The following is a 16,929-nucleotide window of genomic DNA, read 5'->3' on the forward strand; positions in this document are numbered from 1 at the left end:
ATACCATCTTACGCATGCCGATCCGCATCACGAGCATTGCATTTAGGAACGACGCGCTCGCGCAGAAGAGCGCGATGCCTGCGAACCAATAAGGGAAGGCTTCGGCGCGGCCAAACGTTATGTCGTAGATTTGGTGCACGCTGGACAACATCCCGAACAGCATTCCAAACCCGAGCGTTTGACACGCGATGGAAATGCGCACCGTGCGATGGGACAGCAGCTCCACAATGGCGCTGGTCAAGCTGTTGATCTCAAACGGACGGCGCTTTGATTTGGGCAGTGTTTCGTGCAGGCGTAGATGCATCCAGAGCATTGTCATCAGCGAAAACAACATGAACGCCACAAAGATCGCGCGCCAGTCTGCGAATTCAATGATCGTGGTCCCGATCAGCGGCGCAAAGGCCGGCATAACGGTAAACACCATCATCACAAAGGACATCAGCTTCGCCATGCCGCGCCCCTCATAGAGGTCACGAATGACCGCAAGCCCGACGACGCGCGGGCCTGCTGCGCCCAATCCCTGCAACGCACGCGCGGTCAAGACCACTTCCAAGCTCGATGAACTCCACGCGATGAAAGCGCCCAGACAATAGAGCACCGCCCCCAAGGTGATGATCGATTTGCGGCCAAAGGAATCCGACAATGGGCCCGCAACAAAGGTGCCAGCGCCCATGCCAATCACAAAGCTCGTCAAAATCAGTTGCGCACGGTTGGGATCGCTCGGGCTAAGCTCCTGAGCGATTTCCGGCAGTGCGGGCAACATAGCGTCGATGGAAAATGCAATAGTGGCGAAGATCATTGCGAAAAAGGCAATGAATTCAACGCGCCCCATCTTTAAACCGTCAGGTGCGTTCATCAAATTTTACTTTCAAGTGCATTTACATGCAGGTATTTCAGGCGCGCCGAAATTGGCGCGCTTGGGTCACGCGTTTTCCGCTAATTGGGCTTTGACGTCGTTGATCACATTGCGCCAGACGTCGACGGGTTGCGCACCCGGCACCGCATGTTTGCCTGCGATAATAAATGTCGGGACGGAGTTCACACCCATCTTGCGGAATGATGCGTCCTTTTCACGGATGCCTGCAACGTCTTCATCCGTCGCCAGAAGGCGCTGAACGAGACCTGCATCCATGTCACAGCTATCTGCGATATCCGCGAGCACTTCGCTATCGCCAATATCGCGACCTTCTTTAAAATACGCGCGAAACAGGGCGTCAGCGACAAATGATTGGCGTTGTTCGATACCAGCCCAATGGATCAGGCGATGCGCGTTGATCGTATTGGGTGTGCGTTTGATCCCGCCCAAATCAAGGTTGAGACCAATGCTTTTGGCGTGCTCATCGATACGGCCATAGACCTCAACAGCGCGCGCCTTGCCGCCAAATTTGCCTTCAAGATAAGCGCGGCGATCCATGCCGTCAGCGGGCATATCAGGGTTCAATTGAAACGGATGCCATTCGATTTCAAACGGATGGTCCGGCTCTGCCTCCAAGGCGCGGTCGAGCTGTGTTTTGCCGATATAGCACCAAGGGCAAATCGGATCGGAAATGATATCAACTTTGACCATATTGGGCCTCTATCTGGCTGCGCAAAACGCGGCGCAACAGCTTGCCATTGGCACTGGTGGGGAGCGTATCGCTGTGGTGATAAATTCTAGGCTGTTTGTAGCGCGCTAAATGGCGAGTTGCCAGAGCTTGCAATGTGTTTTGATCAACAGCCGCCTTTGCAGTGTAGCACAGAGCAATGACCGTCGTGTCCGCCTTGAGCGTTATTTCGAGCGCGGCGCATTGGGTTACGCCCTCGACGTTCTGAAAGACGGTTTCGATTTCAATGGGCGAGACACGAAAGCCGCCCGCGTTCATCATATCGTCGCGACGTCCCCCATAATGGATCGCGCCGCTCTCATCTTCGCGCCCTAAATCACCCGTCAGAAACCAGTCGCCTTGAAACCTATCGTTAGTGTCATGAGGCGCGCCGAAATATTCGAGCATCAATCCCGCGTCAGACCGGTGTACTGCAATTGCACCCATCTCGCCTGTCGCCGCGCGTTGACCGTTCTCCGCCAGCAAGGCAACACGTCGCCCTGTTTGCGCGCGTCCCAATGCCATTGGCGCGCAAGGTTTGTTGGGGGACGAGGAAATGAAGGTGGAACATTCTGACATTCCAAATGCCTCATAGACCTTCAAGCCTGTGTTAGCCTGCCAAGCTTGATGTATCGAGACAGGCATTTTCTCTCCTGCGCTCAGCGCATGCCTCAGGCATGGCAAAGCGGGGAGTGTCGAACGTATCAATTTGCGAAATATGCCTGGCGCCGCGGCAAAGAGAGTGGCCTCATGTTGTGCAAGAAGGTCGGGAAGGGCGTCGATTGCCGTGCCTTCCTTTGGAATGAGCGCCGTCGCGCCCATCGTCCATGGGTCCATCAATCCGGTTCCCAGCGTAAACGTCCAATTGAACGCCCCAGCGTGCAATAGACGGTCATCGGGGCGCAAATCATACCAGTCTTCAAACATCATGCGCCGCGCCCAGATCGCGCGATGCGCATGCAAAACGGCGCGCGGTGAACCTGATGTGCCTGACGTGAACACGATATAGGCGGGGCGCTCTGGATCGCCAAAATGCCAATCAGCTGCCGGTAAATCATAATAGCTTTGTAAGACGCCGAGAGGAATTTGAGCAGCATCAGGCAGATCAGGCGCTGCAATCGTGTGATCCTGCAAGACAGCCGCTGGGGAAATTTGCTGCGCCATTTTGGTGATTTCTGAACGTGTTAGCGCCGATGATGTTGGCACTGCGATCATTCCAGCGGCGATAGCACCTAAATAAGCGATAGGAAAATCAGCCGTATTGCCCAAGCGCAGAAGCACCACGTCGCCCGCCTTTAGACCCGTTTCAAGCAACCCCTGTGCCACACCGCGCACTGCCGCGTTGAGCGCGCCATAACGCCAACATGTGCTGGTTTCACCCAGCACCTCAAGCGCGATTTTGTCTGGCGTTCGCGCGCCTTGCTCCAAGACATAAGCGGCAAGGTTGAAAGGTGTCGGGCGGGGTGGATGCGGCGTATTTGGCATGGCAAATCGGTAGCCAGCGCGGGCAGTGATTGCAAGCGCATCTCCACAAGCCTATACAAAGACATGAGTAAAAGTCCGAATACATTGATCCGCATCGCCCGTGAAACCGGTCCTGACACCGCGCCAGAACCGCTTGATCTGGGAACGCGCGTGCGTGAACTGCGCAAAAGTCAGGGATGGACCTTGGAAGTTGCGGCCAATCAAGCGGGGCTTGCGCGCTCAACGCTCTCCAAGATTGAAAACGGACAAATGTCTCCGACCTATGATGCATTGAAGAAACTGGCAGAGGGGCTGCAAATTTCTGTGCCTCAGCTCTTTACCGCGCCGCAGCGCGATCAGATTAACGGGCGGATGGCCGTGACAAAGTCGGGCGAAGGCGTTGATCATGCGACAGTGACTTATGAGCATGAATTGCTTGCCGACAATCTCAGCAAAAAACAAATGCTGCCTTACCGCGCCCGTGTGCGGGCCCGCTCATTCGAGGAATTTGATGGCTGGGTGCGCCATGACGGTGAAGAATTTCTATATGTTCTCACCGGCGTGATCCGTCTGATCACGGAGTTCTATGAACCCGTTGAAATGCGCCGCGGTGATAGCGCCTATTACGATGCCTCGATGGGGCATAACGTGATTTCAGTAAGCGAAGAAGACGCCACAATTCTTTGGGTTACGACGCTGCACGATTAAAGGCTGTCACATCAGGTTGCGGGATTTCATCATAGAGCCGAAAATCCGCCGTATCGCGCGCAAGGCTTGCAATGAACATGAGATCTTGCAGCTCTTCCGTGGCTTCACGTACTGTCAAATCATGGGTTTCAGCTAAGACTTTGGTAATCTCGGCAGGTTTTGCTTTCAGCTCCAGCAGGTCTTCGGCCTTTGCATAAGAAAATCGCCGCGCCAATGTTTGCGAATAATTGTGCCAGTCCGTCGTCAATCCGTTCCAGTTCATAAGTGCCTCCGTTGATTAGTCGTATCAACGGTGACACTTATGTCTTACTTTTCAGTTACTGGTGCAAAAACGCTAGTTTTCGTCCCACCACCACACCTCTGGCAAGAACCCTGACCAGTCGCCATAAATCGGCAGCGTGTCAGAATACTTAAGCTCTGCCGCATGGGCGACATTGCTGTAAGGCCATTGATAAAGAGGGATAAAATAGCGACCGGAGATCAAAATACGATCAAGCGCTCGGGTAGCAGCGATGAAGTCTTCTTGGCTTTGCGCCCCCAAGATTTCATCAACCATCGCTTCAGCGGCAGGCATATTCATACCCATCCAATTGCGCCGCCCTGGTTGATCAACACCTTCACTGCCCCAATAGAGATACTGTTCATTACCGGGGCTAAGTGACAGACCGATGCGATAATAGGTCATGTCGAAATCATAGGTCGCTGTGCGCTCTGTGAACTGCGCGTCATCGGTTGCAGAGATGTTCACATCAATGCCCAATCGCTCCAAGGATTGGGTGTAAATATCCATGATCGCTTGGTTTTCCTGATTGCCCTGCCGCAGCAGCACATCAAAACTGAGCTGTTCACCCGCAGCATTCACCATCTTGCCATCTTGAACCGTATATCCTGCGTCCTTCAGCAGGTTCATAGCGGCTCGGATATTCTTGCGATTGCGGGCAGAGCCGTCAGAGACGGGCAGGGTGTAGCCCTCGAGCGCGCCGTCAAGCAGTTGATCTTTGAAAGGCTCAAGCAACTCGGCCACACGTCCCGTGGCTGGGCCGTCTTCCATCCCCAAGATAGAGTTGGAGAAATAGGAAGTGATGCGCGGCTGACGGCCACCTGTTAGCGTATCGTTCACGAATTCAAAGTTGAACGCATGGATCAAAGCCTCGCGCACGCGCCAATCGTCAAAGGGTGCTTTGCGGGTATTCATGACAAAACCTGTCATGCCCGTCGGACGTTGATGCGGAATTGAGGATTTCACAATTTCCCCGCGCTCAATCGCAGGGAAAGTATACTGGGTTTCCCATTTCTCCGCATTATTCTCGCGCATCATTGTCAGTTGACCTGCTTTGAACGCTTCAAACAAAACTGAACCGTCGCCAAAATACTCCATGAGAATTTCGTCAAGGTTCATGGTGCCTTTGCGAAATGGAACGTCCTTGCCCCAATAGTCAGGATTACGGCGCAGCGTGAGCGAGCGGCCCGGATCAACCTCGGCAATCACATAGGGCGAGGTCGCGATCGGAATGTCCTCCAACGTCGAGTTGGCGAAATCCTTGCCATCCCATTGCGCCTTTTTCAGGATCGGGCGCAGGCCAGCGATGAGCGCGAGTTCGCGATTGTCCTCATTAAAGGTGATGCGCACTTTGCGTTCACCCGTTTCTTCGATTCTCTCGATCTTGGACCAAAGTCCGCGGTAACGCGGGTGCCCAACGGTGCCCAAAGTCTCGTAGGACCAAATGACATCTTCGACCGTGACGGGGCTACCATCAGAGAATCGGGCCTCTGCACGCAGGGTGAATTCGACCCATTTTCGATCCTCATCAGTCTCAATCGATTCGGCCAACAGACCGTAAAGCGAGAAAGGTTCACCGTATGAGCGGCCCATCAAACTTTCATAGGCGAGTGAACGCAACTGCCACGGGACCGAGCCTTTTCGAATATGCGGATTGAGCGAATCGAAACTGCCCACTTCACCAAAACTGATCGCGCCGCCTTTGGGCGCCTCAGGATTCGCGTAGGGGAGCGACACAAAGTCTGGTGGAAGCGCGGGTTCACCGTACATAGCTATGCCATGCTTTGGTTCTGCCATTGCCGATAGGGGCAATGCGCAAAGGGCAGTGATATAAGCGATTGGGCGCAACTGTCGCGCGAAAAACTGTGATCTCATTTAGGTGACAATCCCTTAAGTCCTTAGCCTGTGGATAAAAGTCGTAACGCGGCTTTAACGACTATTCAAACTTTTAGCTTGGAGAGTCCAAGTTAAACCCTTATAAAGACCTTACTGCTCGATAGGTTTCTTGCCTGTATGAAACCTGCCTCAATAACTTTACCCCAGCTTCGCGCTGGGGTTTTTTTTTGCTCGCGTCACATGTCATCACAGCTCTGTGTGCTCGCCAAATTCGTGTAAAACAGGCTCCAATACCCCTTATTTTGCAGATGCAGCATGCTATATTGACCACAACGCAAAACACGCATCAGACATAGAAAAGGTGGCGTATGGTACTCAAAGGTAAAACTGCTGTTATCACAGGATCCAATTCGGGAATCGGTTTGGGAATCGCCCGTGAAATGGCCAAGGCTGGCGCGGACGTCGTGCTAAATTCTTTTTCTGATCGCGACGAGGACCACGCCTTGGCTGTGGATATCTCGAAAGAGTTCGGCGTTAACGCGCGTTATATCCAAGCCGACATGTCAAAGGGCGATCAATGCCGCGCGTTGATCGAGAAGTCTGGCGCTTGCGATATCCTCATCAACAACGCCGGCATTCAACATGTCGCGCCAATCGACGAGTTCCCAGCTGAAAAGTGGGATGCGATCATCGCGATCAATATGTCATCCGCATTTCACACCACCGCTGCGGCCCTGCCAGTGATGCGCAAGGCTGGTTGGGGCAGGGTGATTAACATCGCCTCTGCCCATGGTCTGACCGCGTCGCCCTATAAGGCGGCCTATGTGGCAGCAAAGCACGGCGTTGTGGGCATGACCAAGACAGTCGCGCTGGAAACCGCACAGGAACCGATCACAGCGAATGCCATCTGCCCCGGCTATGTGTTGACGCCACTGGTGGAATCGCAAATCCCTGACACGATGCGTGAATACGACATGTCCCGTGAAGATGTGGTTAAGAACGTGCTGCTCAAACGCCAACCTTCCAAAGAGTTCGCAACGACAGAGCAACTCGGCGGCACGGCGGTCTTCCTCGCCTCAGACGCAGCGGCGCAGATCACCGGCACGACAATCTCTGTCGATGGTGGCTGGACGGCGCTTTGATCTAACGAGACCTTTGCAAAGGCCGATCCAATTACGGAGCGGTCTTTGCAACTTTTGAACTCTAAAGACAAAACTGAAGAAGTTTTTTTCTCCACCTCGAACACATTTTCCTAACGCATCAAAAGTTCAAATGCGAAGTCTATGTCTCTGGCAACTTGGGCTGGCAATTGATCAACCGACAAGCTGCTTTGATTATTAGCCGCTTCGATATTGATGTACTGATACGCCACGTCAGGTCTATAAAAGCACATATCGCCGCTCATTCGCGAACGCCTCCACTCACCGTTAAAATCAAAGCCTTTTTCTCCGTTCTGAGGGCGCTGTAAGTGTTGCCCAAACAACCAGCTCTCACAGCAGAGTTCATTTAGGCGTGCCCATGTTTTTTCGGCTTTTTCAGGGCGCGGACACTTTTGACTTGAAATATCTCTAAGTGGAGGTCCGGCCACGAGACGGCGATACTGTGTTCCTTGGATTTGTATCTCAAAGCGAAGACCGTCCGAATTTGGCTCTGTTTTTACAGGTTCAAATGTCACGCAAGGCGTATTGTTAAAGAGAGCGAACCAGACATTTACGTGATCCCCTCTGAATGGATCGTCCGTGTTCGAAATCATGCGTGGAAAATTCGGATTCTTCGAAATCGCTGGTACCTGCTCAATCATAAAATCCTTAAACGCCATTGCTTCGAACTTTAGCAGTGTTTGAGCAAAACCGATTTCGGATAACGATTGCTTCTTTTCTGTTTCAAACCAGAAATGTCTTTCTCTAACTTCTATCGGATCAAAACACTCGTTTGCGACAGTTGAAAGGTGGCCAATCATAGTCAGATAGTCGCCAATATATTGTCGATGTTCCTCTGCAAGTTTTGCAGTGGTATACCAGTGCTTCAAACGCTCTTCCAAATCTTTGTAAAGCAAGGTGGTCCAAGGTGACGGTAGATCAAAGCTTGGCGGCGCGAGCGTCAACAGGATGCGCTTACCTTCACTCGGAAATTTAGCATTGTAGCGTTCTAGCTGTGCTCTATCCGGATAACTCTTTACTTTGTTTTCTATTATGAGCAACGGCCTGTGGCTCCCACGCTCACAAACGGTTATGTCCAAGCCCCGCTTTTCACGATCTACACGACAGGCAGCCAATTGCACGTCGAAAGCCGCAAACAGCGTTGCGGGATAAGTCTCGAATAGCCAAGATAGAAAATCCGAATGAAACAGTTCTCTGGAACCAAGCGACATTCGCTGCATTGGAGATTTCGTCAACCAGTCAATTGCAATGCTGAGTTTACCCAAATCGATTTTCCTATTGCTTCAGTTTTCAAACATAAGATGGAAAACTTCCGCCAAAGTTCACCACGCGTTTGTAGTCTTAACAGCGCGCAATGCCGGAGAACCACACAATGTTACAATCGAAGACGCCTCATTCAAATGCTGGGCTTTTGCCATTCCATCATCATGAGGTAGGGCATCTTCTGGTAGGCCTCGACCCGCTCTATAGGGCCGCCAGAGGGTTGCGGTTCATCAAAGTGGGTCAAAACCAATCCGTGCTCCAAGAACCATTGCATGTAGCTCGACAAAGGGCGGTGCCAGTTCTGAATGCGCAGACCATCCCACTCAAACCAGTCTTTTTGAACGTCCAAATATCGCCCCAAAGGCCTTAGCTCTTCGCCCGTATCTTTACAGTAGCGGCGACCAATCGCAGCGCTGGAGGTTGAAAAGCTCGATAGATTGGCGACGAGGATACGGCCGTTAGGTTTCAAGACCCTGAACATCTCAGAAATGGCCTTTGCGGGATCATCGATATCGATGAGGGCCAAATAGCTCACGATCAAATCAAAGCTTTCATCTTTAAATGGAAGCTCTTCTGCAAAACCTAGGGTGTATTGTCCTTTCGGATCACTCTGTTGGGCCGCTTCAATCATTGCAGGAATAGGGTCCAAGCCAACGGTTTGCACGCCCATGGACCCTAATTTACGGCAAAAGCGACCCTCACCACAGCCAACATCCAAAGCATTTTGCGGATGGGCCAAGGCAACGCGCGCAAGCATCGGTGCATCTAAAACAAACTGCCGCGAAAAATCACCGTCGTCGCCTGTGCGCTTAATCCAATTTGGCGCAGAGGTTTCCCAGCCGTTTTCGTCCAGATCACGTGTTGTCATGTTGCAACTCCATACATCTTTTGAAGGGGTCCAAAAAAAGGCACCGGCAAACCCAATCTAAAAGGGTTTTACCGGTGCCTTGGTCTAGAGCAAGATGAAGTTTACTTTTCTGGGATCAATCCCTTTGGATTGAACCTGAGAACCACCAACAGAACGATGCCCATTGTCAGCAAACGCATATGCGCGGCGCTTTCCAGCAAGTGTTCTTTCAAAGCACTGCCTTCGGCCATGCCCGCAGTGATCACACCCATGAGCCAATGCCCCATCGGTTCCACTTGAATCCACAGATACCAGATCAGGAAGCCACCCAGAACGGCGCCAAAGTTGTTACCAGAGCCGCCCACAATCACCATCACCCAAACCAGGAAGGTAAAGCGCAGGGGTTGATAAGTGCCCGGGATCAACTGACCGTCCAGCGTGGTCATCATCGCGCCAGCAAAACCACAGATGGCACTGCCGATGATAAAGACCTGTAGGCGGCGCGCGGTGACGTCTTTGCCCATGGCTTCGGCAGCCACTTCGTTGTCACGGATCGCGCGCAGCATGCGGCCCCATGGGCTTTTGAGCGCGAGTTGCGCCATGATCAGAAGAATGATCAGTACCGCCGCAAAGAGGAAGGAATAGTTCGCCTTAACCCAAAGCGTTGAGGCCTCGACGGCATCAAAGCCAAAGCTCGCCGCGCGCTCAATGAAGGCTGGATCTTGTTGCAGATCAACTTCCTTAGGTACAGGACGATCAAGGCCTGCCACGTTCTTCACGCCGCGCGTCAGCCAATCTTCGTTCTTCAGGATCGCAATGATGATCTCTGCAATGCCGAGTGTCGCAATAGCGAGGTAGTCAGAGCGCAGACCAAGCGCCGTTTTGCCAATGATCCAAGCAGCGCCAGCGGCCAGTAGGCCGCCAACGGGCCAAGACAGGATGATGGGCAAGCCAAGCCCGCCTAAGAAGCCTGTTGCGGCAGGATCGATCTTTTCAATCTTGAGAACAGAAGGATCGAACAATGCGCGGAAGAGAAAGAAACCGCTCACGAGCAGAACGATCATCACGAGAGTGCGCGTTTTGCTATGAGGTTTACGCGTCATCACCAGCACGGCCAATACGATCACGATCGCGCCCGTAAGCAGCGCAGCAAGGATGCCAAAGCCGCCCGCGCTCCACGCCTCATAGACAGGGTCGTGCGAGACGAGCACCGCCGCGAGACCACCAAGGGCCACGAACCCCATGACGCCCACATTGAAGAGGCCCGCAAAGCCCCATTGCAGGTTCACGCCAATCGCCAAAATCGCAGAGATCAGGCAGAAGTTCAGCAAGCCAAGCGCTGTGTTCCAGCTTTCGGTCATGCCTGTGTAGATCAGCAAGCCAGCCATGACTGCGAACATTGCTGTGTTTTTGAGTTGTTCGGTCATACTGATTTCCCCGAAAACAGGCCTGTCGGCTTAATGAGAAGAACAATGAGCAGGATCATGAAGGACACCGCAAATTTGTAATCGGTGCTGAGCAGTTGCACGAGGCTGGAAGGCTCCAAGCTTTCGGGCATCAAGTAGGTCAGCACTTTCTTCCATGCGTAGGTTATGGTGATTTCGGAAAAGGCGATGACAAAACCGCCCGCAATCGCGCCAATCGGGCTTCCTAAGCCACCGACAATTGCAGAAGCGAAGATCGGTAGAAGCAGTTGGAAGTAAGTGAAGGGCTTGAAGCTTTTGTCGAGGCCGTAAAGCACGCCAGCAACGGTCGTGATCGCAGCCACGATGATCCAAGTGTACATCACTACGCGCTCAGGATTGATGCCAGAGAGCAGCGCCAAATCTTCGTTATCCGAATAGGCGCGCATGGATTTGCCTGTGCGCGTGCGGTTGAGGAACCAGAAGAGCAAGGCCACGACGATAACAGCCGTGACGACGGTAATCCCTTGGGATGTCTTGATCGCCAATCCCTCGCGCAGGCCTGTCATTTCTTTGAACGTGCGTGCGTTGATGATGAAGCGTTCACCATCAGAAAAACGTTGCTCCCCCGGTCCAATGGCAAAGCGCACCAGACCGTTCATAATGAACATCACGCCCATAGAGACGATCACAAGGATCACGGGCTTCACCTTCTGTTCGCGGTAAAAGCGATAAACGAAGCGATCTGTGAAGAGCACCATCACGGTACAGGCCAAGATGCCAAAGGGCAGGGCCAAGAGAACCGTTGGAAGGGGGCCGAGGTTGATCCCCGCCGACTGCATCCACCACGTAATGAAGATGGTGAACATCGTCCCCGCCGCCATCGTATCGCCATGCGCGAAATTCGAGAACCGCAAGATACTGTAGATAAGCGTCACACCCAGCGCGCCGAGCGCCAATTGGCTGCCATAGGCAACCGCAGGAATGATGACGAAATTGGACAGCGCGACAATCGCGTTTAGTAAATCAATCATGAGCAAGACCCCAGATAGCTAATCACCAAAGGGCCTTCGACGTAATGCAGCGAATAACGTGCATCGCCGCCCGTCGCGATGGTGAGCAATTCACGCGCATCAAACGTGCCACCCGAAAGCGACATCGCAGTGCCAGAGCGTACGCCCAATACAGGCGTCGTGCCATTGACCGAAACAAGGTTCGCCTCAACCACCATATCGGTTTCGACCAAACCACCAGCGCGACCGGACACTTCCATCTCGAACGTGGTATCGGTGCAGGCTTCCCCCTCAAAACACTCCGTTGCGAAGGTGCATTGTAGGGCAATAGCGTTTTGCGAGGGCGCGGTGTCTACCGTCAGCTTTTCAGGCACTTGACCAAAACCATTGGCATCAGGCTTTTGCCCGAAACTGCCCGATTGGCCCGTTTCTTGCGCATATGCTGCGGTGGACAAAGCCAAGGTACACATCAAAGCGTTTATCTTTTTGAGCGTCATATCCTTATCCCCCCAAAAAGCTTTTGCGCACTTCAGGGTTCGCAAGAAGCGCTTTACCTGTGCCCGTGAAACCGTTGGCACCTTGCACAAGCACATATCCCTTGTCGGCGAACTCTAGCGCTGGGCGCGCGTTCTGTTCGACCATCAGGATAGAAATACCTGTGCGCGCAATCGCGATGATGCGATCGAAAAGCTCGTCCATCACGATAGGTGACACACCCGCTGTCGGCTCATCCAGCATCAAAACTTTTGGAAATGTCATCAACGCGCGACCAACAGCAACTTGTTGACGTTGACCACCAGAGAGTTCGCCAGCGGCTTGTGCGCGCTTGTCCCGCAGGATCGGAAACAGGTCGTAGACCATTTCGATACTTTCGCGGATGTCGTCTTTACGAATGAAAGCACCCATTTCAAGGTTCTCTTCCACAGTCATCGACGTAAAAATGTTAGAGGTTTGCGGCACAAACCCCATGCCTTTGCCCACGCGCGCTTGCGGCGTTAGCTTGGTAATGTCTTCACCGCCGAGCTTGACCGTGCCTTCGCGCAGGTTCAGCATGCCAAACACCGCCTTCATCGCCGTGGATTTACCCGCGCCGTTCGGCCCAACAATCACAGCGATTTCGCCCTTTTCAACGGCCAGCGTACAGCCGTGCAGAATATCAGCACCGGTGCCATAGCCGCCGGTCATGTTTTCCCCAATCAGAAACGGTTCACTCATGCGCCCATTCCTTCTGTGGTTTTGACATGCTGAGAGAGTACGCCAAAAGCATCAGGGCAACGCCCCACATTAAACCATTCATCATCAAACGGCTTCCTTGTTCTTAAGACCCGTGCCCAGATAGGCTTCGATCACTTGCTCATTGGCCTTGATTTCATCAATCGTGCCAGTGGCCAGTTCTTTGCCCTCGGCCATCACAATCACCGGATCGCAGAGACGACCAATGAACTCCATGTCATGTTCGATCATGCAAAACGTATATCCGCGCTCTTGGTTAAGCCGCAAAATCGCATCGCCAATGGTGTTGAGCAGCGTGCGGTTCACGCCGGCGCCCACTTCATCCAGAAATACGATGCGCGCGTCGACCATCATGGTGCGGCCCAGCTCCAGCAGCTTCTTTTGACCGCCAGACAGATTGCCAGCCTTTTCATCCGCCAAATGCGAGATTGTCAGAAAATCCAGAACTTCATCGGCCTTTGCCTTTAGCGCGCGTTCCTCATTGGCAATGCGCGTGCGTCCAAACCAAGTGTTCCACAGCGTTTCACCCGATTGCGCGCCAGGCACCATCATCAGGTTCTCGCGGCAGGTCATGGAACTGAACTCATGCGCAATCTGAAACGTACGCAGCAAACCCTTGTGGAATAACTCATGTGGCGGCAGGCCTGTGATGTCTTCACCGGCCATAAACACCCGTCCCGAGGTCGGGGGCAGAACACCCGCGATCACATTAAAGAGAGTGGTTTTGCCCGCGCCATTGGGGCCAACCAATCCGGTTATAGAGCCTTCGGCGATTTCAAGCGATGCACCATCGACAGCATGAAAGCCGCCAAAGTGCTTGTGCAGGTTTTCGACCCTGATCACATATTATCTCCCATAATAAGCGTCTTAGCGCGCTTGTCAGTTGTCCGTTCATCAGCGGATTTTCTCAGCAAACCCCGCTGTTCAGGATCAGTGGCAGAGACTAGGCAGGCCTATCGGAATTGAAAAGCCTAATAACGCAAATCGCTTCACTAATTTGCCTGAAATTTAGGCACGAGTGGACAAGTTGTTCAGGCCGCATATCTTATAGTCAAAGCTGCACCGCACCTAAGGAGACCCCCATGTCCCTCACACGACGTTCTTTTATAGCATCGGCCTGCGCCACGCCGCTCTTTGCCCCTGCAGTTTTCGGGCAAAGCAACATGCAGATCACCCAAATCGCTGGCGGTTTTGATGCGCCTTGGGCGATTGGCTTTGCGGGTAATGGTGTGTTGGTCACAGAGCGCGATGGCGCATTGATCTATCTCTCTGGCACCACACGGCGCACGGTGAGCGGTCTGCCAGAAATCGCCGCAAACGGGCAGGGTGGTTTGCTTGATATTCTGATCCCACGCAATCATGCTCAAAGCCAACTGATCTTCATGACATATGCAAAACCACAAGGTCGGCGCGAAGGCACAGCAATCCTGCGGGCCCGCTTTGATCCTGAGCGCGCCGCGTTGACAGAGGTTACGAGCATCTTTGAGATGCGCCGCGGCTCAAGCGGGGGGCGTCATTTCGGGTCTCGCTTGGTCGAAGGTCCTGACGGCACGCTTTTCGCCAGCATCGGGGATCGCGGCGATCGCGAGCAGGCGCAGAACACCGAAACACATAACGGCACAATCGTGCGCGTCACCAAGACGGGAGCAGTGCCCAGCGACAATCCCTTTGTGGGGCGTTTGGGGCATCTCCCTGAAATCTGGTCCTACGGGCATCGCAATCCCCAAGGTATGACGCTCGATCTGAAGGGAAACCTGTGGGCGCATGAACATGGGGCCAAGGGCGGCGATGAAATCAACAAGATCGAAAAGGGTGCAAACTACGGCTGGCCTGTCATTTCCTATGGCACCCATTATTCAGGCGCAAAGATCGGGATCGGCACAGCGCAGGAGGGCATGCAGCAACCTGCCCATTTCTGGGATCCGTCCATCGCGCCGTCGGGATATATGATTTATTCTGGCAAGCTGTGGAAAGAATGGCGCGGCCATCATTTTGTCGGCAGCCTGAAGTTTGACTACATCTCGCGGTTAACAGGATCGCCATTGAAAGAAGTGGCACAAATCAAATCAGACGCCACAGCGCGCGTGCGCGACATCCGCGAAGCCGCTGATGGATCGATCTGGTTTTTGTCCGTTGGCAATGACGGCCTATATCGAATGTCACCGAGCTAAACGCAAAACAGGCACCCCGTCTTCAACGGGATGCCTGCGACTTCGACGTTTGCTGACTTAGAATTCGTAACCGAGGACCAACGACACGGTGCCATCGCTGTCATCTGCGTCTTCGTAAAGAAGACCAACACTTGCACCGCCCGCGAGCGCATAGGTCACGCCGATTTCACCGTAAATGTTGCCATCTGCTTCGCTGCGACCCACTTCAGTTCCAATCGCCCAAGTGTCGTTGAATGCCCATTCGCCCGAGAGGGTCAAATCAGTCGTAGCCGCCTCAAACGCGTATTCGGCCTCAAGCCCCACGGTGATCGCTTCACCAAGGCTGAGTTCGGTGCCGAGGATCGCGCTCGTTTCCGCGTCAGTCACGTTATACGTCAATTCGCCGTAAACCGTCGCGTTATCAGAAACCGAATATTCCGCGCCGAGGGTCAATTCATAGTTTTGGAAACCTGTGTTATTCCAAAAATACCCTGTGACCGTCAGACCGTAGGTGCCTGCGCCAGATTCAACTGCATAGCCCGTGTAAAGGCTTAGTTCGAAATCGTCTGTTGCTTCATCGATGGATTCGATACCAAGACCACTGGTGAAACCGCCTTGCGCAATTTCTACGCCGGCTTCGTAGCCAGTCGATGCTGCGCCAAGACCGGCCCCCGTAAGATCCGCGCCATAGGTCAGTTCAACACCGCCAGAGACTTCGATTTCCTGCGCTGCGGACAGGGTTGGGACTGCAAGAGCAGCGGATGCTGCCAGCAAGAGGGACTGTGTGATTTTCATGATCTACTCCATTAACCTGATTCATTCACTAAGGTTAAGAAATAGAGAAGTCGAGTGTTTCTATCGGATTCTTTTGCTTGCCGCTTCGGCAGATCAAAAAATAGGCGAATTCAGATTCATTACATCACTTTGACACACCAAAAATTAGATGTGTCACAAGCAAACACATCATCAATAACAATAAGTTAGACGAGTTATTTCAACTTAAATTGAAAGTCGGGCCGCCTGTGCGCCACGTTCGCGGTAGGGCGTCGTGTCATAATGCGCGCGGTAGCATTTTGAGAAATGCGACGGTGACGCAAACCCGCAAGCCAGCGCGACGTTAATCACGCTCATGTCGGTCTGCATCAACAAGTTGCGCGCTTTTTGAAGGCGCAGCTCCATGTAATATCGTTTCGGCGAGCGGTTCAAATAGCGGCGGAACAGGCGCTCTAACTGGCGCGTGGACATGCCCACATCCTTGGCCAGAACCGAGGGGCTGATTGGCTCTTCGATGTTGTTTTCCATCATCTGAATAACGGCGCTGAGCTTTGGATGACGCACACCAATACGTGTCGGGACTGACAGGCGCTGCGTGTCTTGGTCGGTGCGAATGGAAGAGTAGATCAACTGGTCCGCAACCGCATTGGCAAGGTCCTCACCGTGGTCTTGCGCTATCAGTTTCAACATCAGATCGATTGAAGACGTGCCACCAGCGGTGGTCATACGGTTGCCATCGACAACAAAAACCGACTTGGTGAGTTCAACTTCGTCAAATTCCTCAAGAAAGCTATCCTGATTTTCCCAATGGATCGTCGCGCGTTTACCATCGAGCATACCCGCCTTGGCCAAACTGTAGGCCGCGGTGCAAAGTCCGCCGAACACCAAGCCTCGGCGCGCTTCGCGGTGCATCCAATTGGTCAGCTTCTTGGTCGTCGCAAATTGAATATCAACGCCGCCGCAGAGCATTACAGTATCATCACGCTGAAGTTCACAGAGATCAGAATCAAGCTTGAAACCAGTGCCAGCAGAGCACGACACAGCTTCGCCGCCCTCACCAATCACGGTCCAACTATAAAGCTCTTTACCAGACAGACGGTTCGCAATTCTCAGGCTTTCTAAAGCCGCAGAGAAACACAGCAGGGTAAAATCCTGCAAAAGTACAAAGACGAAACGACGTGGTTTATTCGTGTCAGTTTCGACGTGTACCTGAAC

Annotated in this window: 17 protein-coding genes; 3 read left to right on the top strand and 14 right to left on the bottom strand. The window is 53.0% G+C overall.

What is annotated here, in order from left to right; all coding sequences use genetic code 11:
* The 3 genes from ABJQ89_RS05890 to ABJQ89_RS05900 form a co-directional block, all read right to left on the bottom strand.
* The coding region (locus tag ABJQ89_RS05890; protein WP_348495337.1) for an MFS transporter at window positions 1-856 on the bottom strand (856 nt) is incomplete at its 3' end.
* A 66-nt stretch (window positions 857-922) separates the two neighbouring features.
* Window positions 923-1,567, bottom strand: a complete 645-nt coding sequence (locus ABJQ89_RS05895) for a DsbA family oxidoreductase (RefSeq protein WP_348495338.1) — start codon at window positions 1,565-1,567, stop codon at window positions 923-925.
* Complete coding sequence (locus tag ABJQ89_RS05900) at window positions 1,554-3,068, bottom strand: class I adenylate-forming enzyme family protein (RefSeq protein WP_348495339.1); 1,515 nt, start codon at window positions 3,066-3,068, stop codon at window positions 1,554-1,556. Before ABJQ89_RS05900 ends, ABJQ89_RS05895 begins: the two co-directional genes overlap by 14 nt.
* Window positions 3,069-3,131: 63 nt before the next feature.
* Between ABJQ89_RS05900 and ABJQ89_RS05905 the strand changes: the two genes are divergently transcribed.
* Window positions 3,132-3,755, top strand: coding sequence for an XRE family transcriptional regulator (locus ABJQ89_RS05905; protein WP_348495340.1), 624 nt, complete (start codon window positions 3,132-3,134; stop codon window positions 3,753-3,755).
* On the opposite strand, the gene ABJQ89_RS05910 is transcribed toward ABJQ89_RS05905, so the two are convergent.
* Complete coding sequence (locus ABJQ89_RS05910) at window positions 3,736-4,017, bottom strand: hypothetical protein (RefSeq protein ID WP_348495341.1); 282 nt, start codon at window positions 4,015-4,017, stop codon at window positions 3,736-3,738. The genes ABJQ89_RS05905 and ABJQ89_RS05910 overlap by 20 nt on opposite strands.
* Before the next feature lie 72 nt (window positions 4,018-4,089).
* Window positions 4,090-5,910: an extracellular solute-binding protein gene (locus ABJQ89_RS05915; protein WP_348495342.1), complete on the bottom strand. Its 1,821-nt coding sequence runs from the start codon at window positions 5,908-5,910 to the stop codon at window positions 4,090-4,092.
* Between the two features lie 329 nt (window positions 5,911-6,239).
* Between ABJQ89_RS05915 and ABJQ89_RS05920 the strand changes: the two genes are divergently transcribed.
* Window positions 6,240-7,013 carry a 3-hydroxybutyrate dehydrogenase gene (locus ABJQ89_RS05920; RefSeq protein ID WP_348495343.1) on the top strand — a complete coding sequence of 258 codons (774 nt, stop codon included), beginning with the start codon at window positions 6,240-6,242 and terminating at the stop codon, window positions 7,011-7,013.
* Between the two features lie 110 nt (window positions 7,014-7,123).
* On the opposite strand, the gene ABJQ89_RS05925 is transcribed toward ABJQ89_RS05920, so the two are convergent.
* The 7 genes from ABJQ89_RS05925 to ABJQ89_RS05955 all read right to left on the bottom strand — a co-directional run bounded on the left by ABJQ89_RS05925 (window position 7,124) and on the right by ABJQ89_RS05955 (window position 13,633).
* Window positions 7,124-8,296: a hypothetical protein gene (locus ABJQ89_RS05925; RefSeq protein ID WP_348495344.1), complete on the bottom strand. Its 1,173-nt coding sequence runs from the start codon at window positions 8,294-8,296 to the stop codon at window positions 7,124-7,126.
* Window positions 8,297-8,427: 131 nt separating this feature from the next.
* A complete protein-coding gene (locus ABJQ89_RS05930) occupies window positions 8,428-9,162 on the bottom strand; it encodes a class I SAM-dependent methyltransferase (RefSeq protein ID WP_348495345.1) in 735 nt (244 codons plus the stop codon).
* Between the two features lie 101 nt (window positions 9,163-9,263).
* Entirely contained in the window at window positions 9,264-10,568 is a 1,305-nt protein-coding gene (locus ABJQ89_RS05935) for a branched-chain amino acid ABC transporter permease (RefSeq protein WP_348495346.1), read from the bottom strand.
* The gene (locus ABJQ89_RS05940; RefSeq protein WP_348495353.1) at window positions 10,565-11,575 is read right to left on the bottom strand and encodes a branched-chain amino acid ABC transporter permease; all 1,011 of its coding nucleotides are present in this window, start codon (window positions 11,573-11,575) and stop codon (window positions 10,565-10,567) included. Before ABJQ89_RS05940 ends, ABJQ89_RS05935 begins: the two co-directional genes overlap by 4 nt.
* Window positions 11,575-12,054 carry a hypothetical protein gene (locus tag ABJQ89_RS05945; protein WP_348495347.1) on the bottom strand — a complete coding sequence of 160 codons (480 nt, stop codon included), beginning with the start codon at window positions 12,052-12,054 and terminating at the stop codon, window positions 11,575-11,577. Before ABJQ89_RS05945 ends, ABJQ89_RS05940 begins: the two co-directional genes overlap by 1 nt.
* A 4-nt stretch (window positions 12,055-12,058) precedes the next feature.
* A complete protein-coding gene (locus tag ABJQ89_RS05950; RefSeq protein ID WP_348495348.1) occupies window positions 12,059-12,772 on the bottom strand; it encodes an ABC transporter ATP-binding protein in 714 nt (237 codons plus the stop codon).
* An 84-nt stretch (window positions 12,773-12,856) separates the two neighbouring features.
* A complete protein-coding gene (locus ABJQ89_RS05955; RefSeq protein WP_348495349.1) occupies window positions 12,857-13,633 on the bottom strand; it encodes an ABC transporter ATP-binding protein in 777 nt (258 codons plus the stop codon).
* A 239-nt stretch (window positions 13,634-13,872) separates the two neighbouring features.
* Here ABJQ89_RS05955 and ABJQ89_RS05960 point away from each other — a divergent pair, with 239 nt between their 5' ends.
* Entirely contained in the window at window positions 13,873-14,961 is a 1,089-nt protein-coding gene (locus ABJQ89_RS05960) for a PQQ-dependent sugar dehydrogenase (RefSeq protein WP_348495350.1), read from the top strand.
* A 57-nt stretch (window positions 14,962-15,018) separates the two neighbouring features.
* Here the strand turns inward: ABJQ89_RS05960 and ABJQ89_RS05965 are convergent, their stop codons facing one another.
* Together ABJQ89_RS05965 and ABJQ89_RS05970 are read right to left on the bottom strand one after the other, a co-directional pair.
* Window positions 15,019-15,735: a hypothetical protein gene (locus tag ABJQ89_RS05965; protein WP_348495351.1), complete on the bottom strand. Its 717-nt coding sequence runs from the start codon at window positions 15,733-15,735 to the stop codon at window positions 15,019-15,021.
* 204 nt (window positions 15,736-15,939) lie between these two features.
* On the bottom strand, window positions 15,940-16,929 hold a 990-nt coding region (locus tag ABJQ89_RS05970), incomplete at its 5' end, for a GlxA family transcriptional regulator (protein ID WP_348495352.1).

This window comes from Planktotalea sp. (assembly GCF_039984035.1).
Classification (GTDB): Bacteria; Pseudomonadota; Alphaproteobacteria; order Rhodobacterales; family Rhodobacteraceae; genus Planktotalea.

Coding starts and splice junctions, on each gene's coding strand:
- ABJQ89_RS05910 (WP_348495341.1), bottom strand. CDS start 4,017: ATGAACTGGAACGGATTGACGACGGACTGGCACAATTATTCGCAAACA.
- ABJQ89_RS05905 (WP_348495340.1), top strand. CDS start 3,132: ATGAGTAAAAGTCCGAATACATTGATCCGCATCGCCCGTGAAACCGGT.
- ABJQ89_RS05945 (WP_348495347.1), bottom strand. CDS start 12,054: ATGACGCTCAAAAAGATAAACGCTTTGATGTGTACCTTGGCTTTGTCC.
- ABJQ89_RS05960 (WP_348495350.1), top strand. CDS start 13,873: ATGTCCCTCACACGACGTTCTTTTATAGCATCGGCCTGCGCCACGCCG.
- ABJQ89_RS05950 (WP_348495348.1), bottom strand. CDS start 12,772: ATGAGTGAACCGTTTCTGATTGGGGAAAACATGACCGGCGGCTATGGC.
- ABJQ89_RS05900 (WP_348495339.1), bottom strand. CDS start 3,068: ATGCCAAATACGCCGCATCCACCCCGCCCGACACCTTTCAACCTTGCC.
- ABJQ89_RS05915 (WP_348495342.1), bottom strand. CDS start 5,910: ATGAGATCACAGTTTTTCGCGCGACAGTTGCGCCCAATCGCTTATATC.
- ABJQ89_RS05965 (WP_348495351.1), bottom strand. CDS start 15,735: ATGAAAATCACACAGTCCCTCTTGCTGGCAGCATCCGCTGCTCTTGCA.
- ABJQ89_RS05935 (WP_348495346.1), bottom strand. CDS start 10,568: ATGACCGAACAACTCAAAAACACAGCAATGTTCGCAGTCATGGCTGGC.
- ABJQ89_RS05920 (WP_348495343.1), top strand. CDS start 6,240: ATGGTACTCAAAGGTAAAACTGCTGTTATCACAGGATCCAATTCGGGA.
- ABJQ89_RS05895 (WP_348495338.1), bottom strand. CDS start 1,567: ATGGTCAAAGTTGATATCATTTCCGATCCGATTTGCCCTTGGTGCTAT.
- ABJQ89_RS05930 (WP_348495345.1), bottom strand. CDS start 9,162: ATGACAACACGTGATCTGGACGAAAACGGCTGGGAAACCTCTGCGCCA.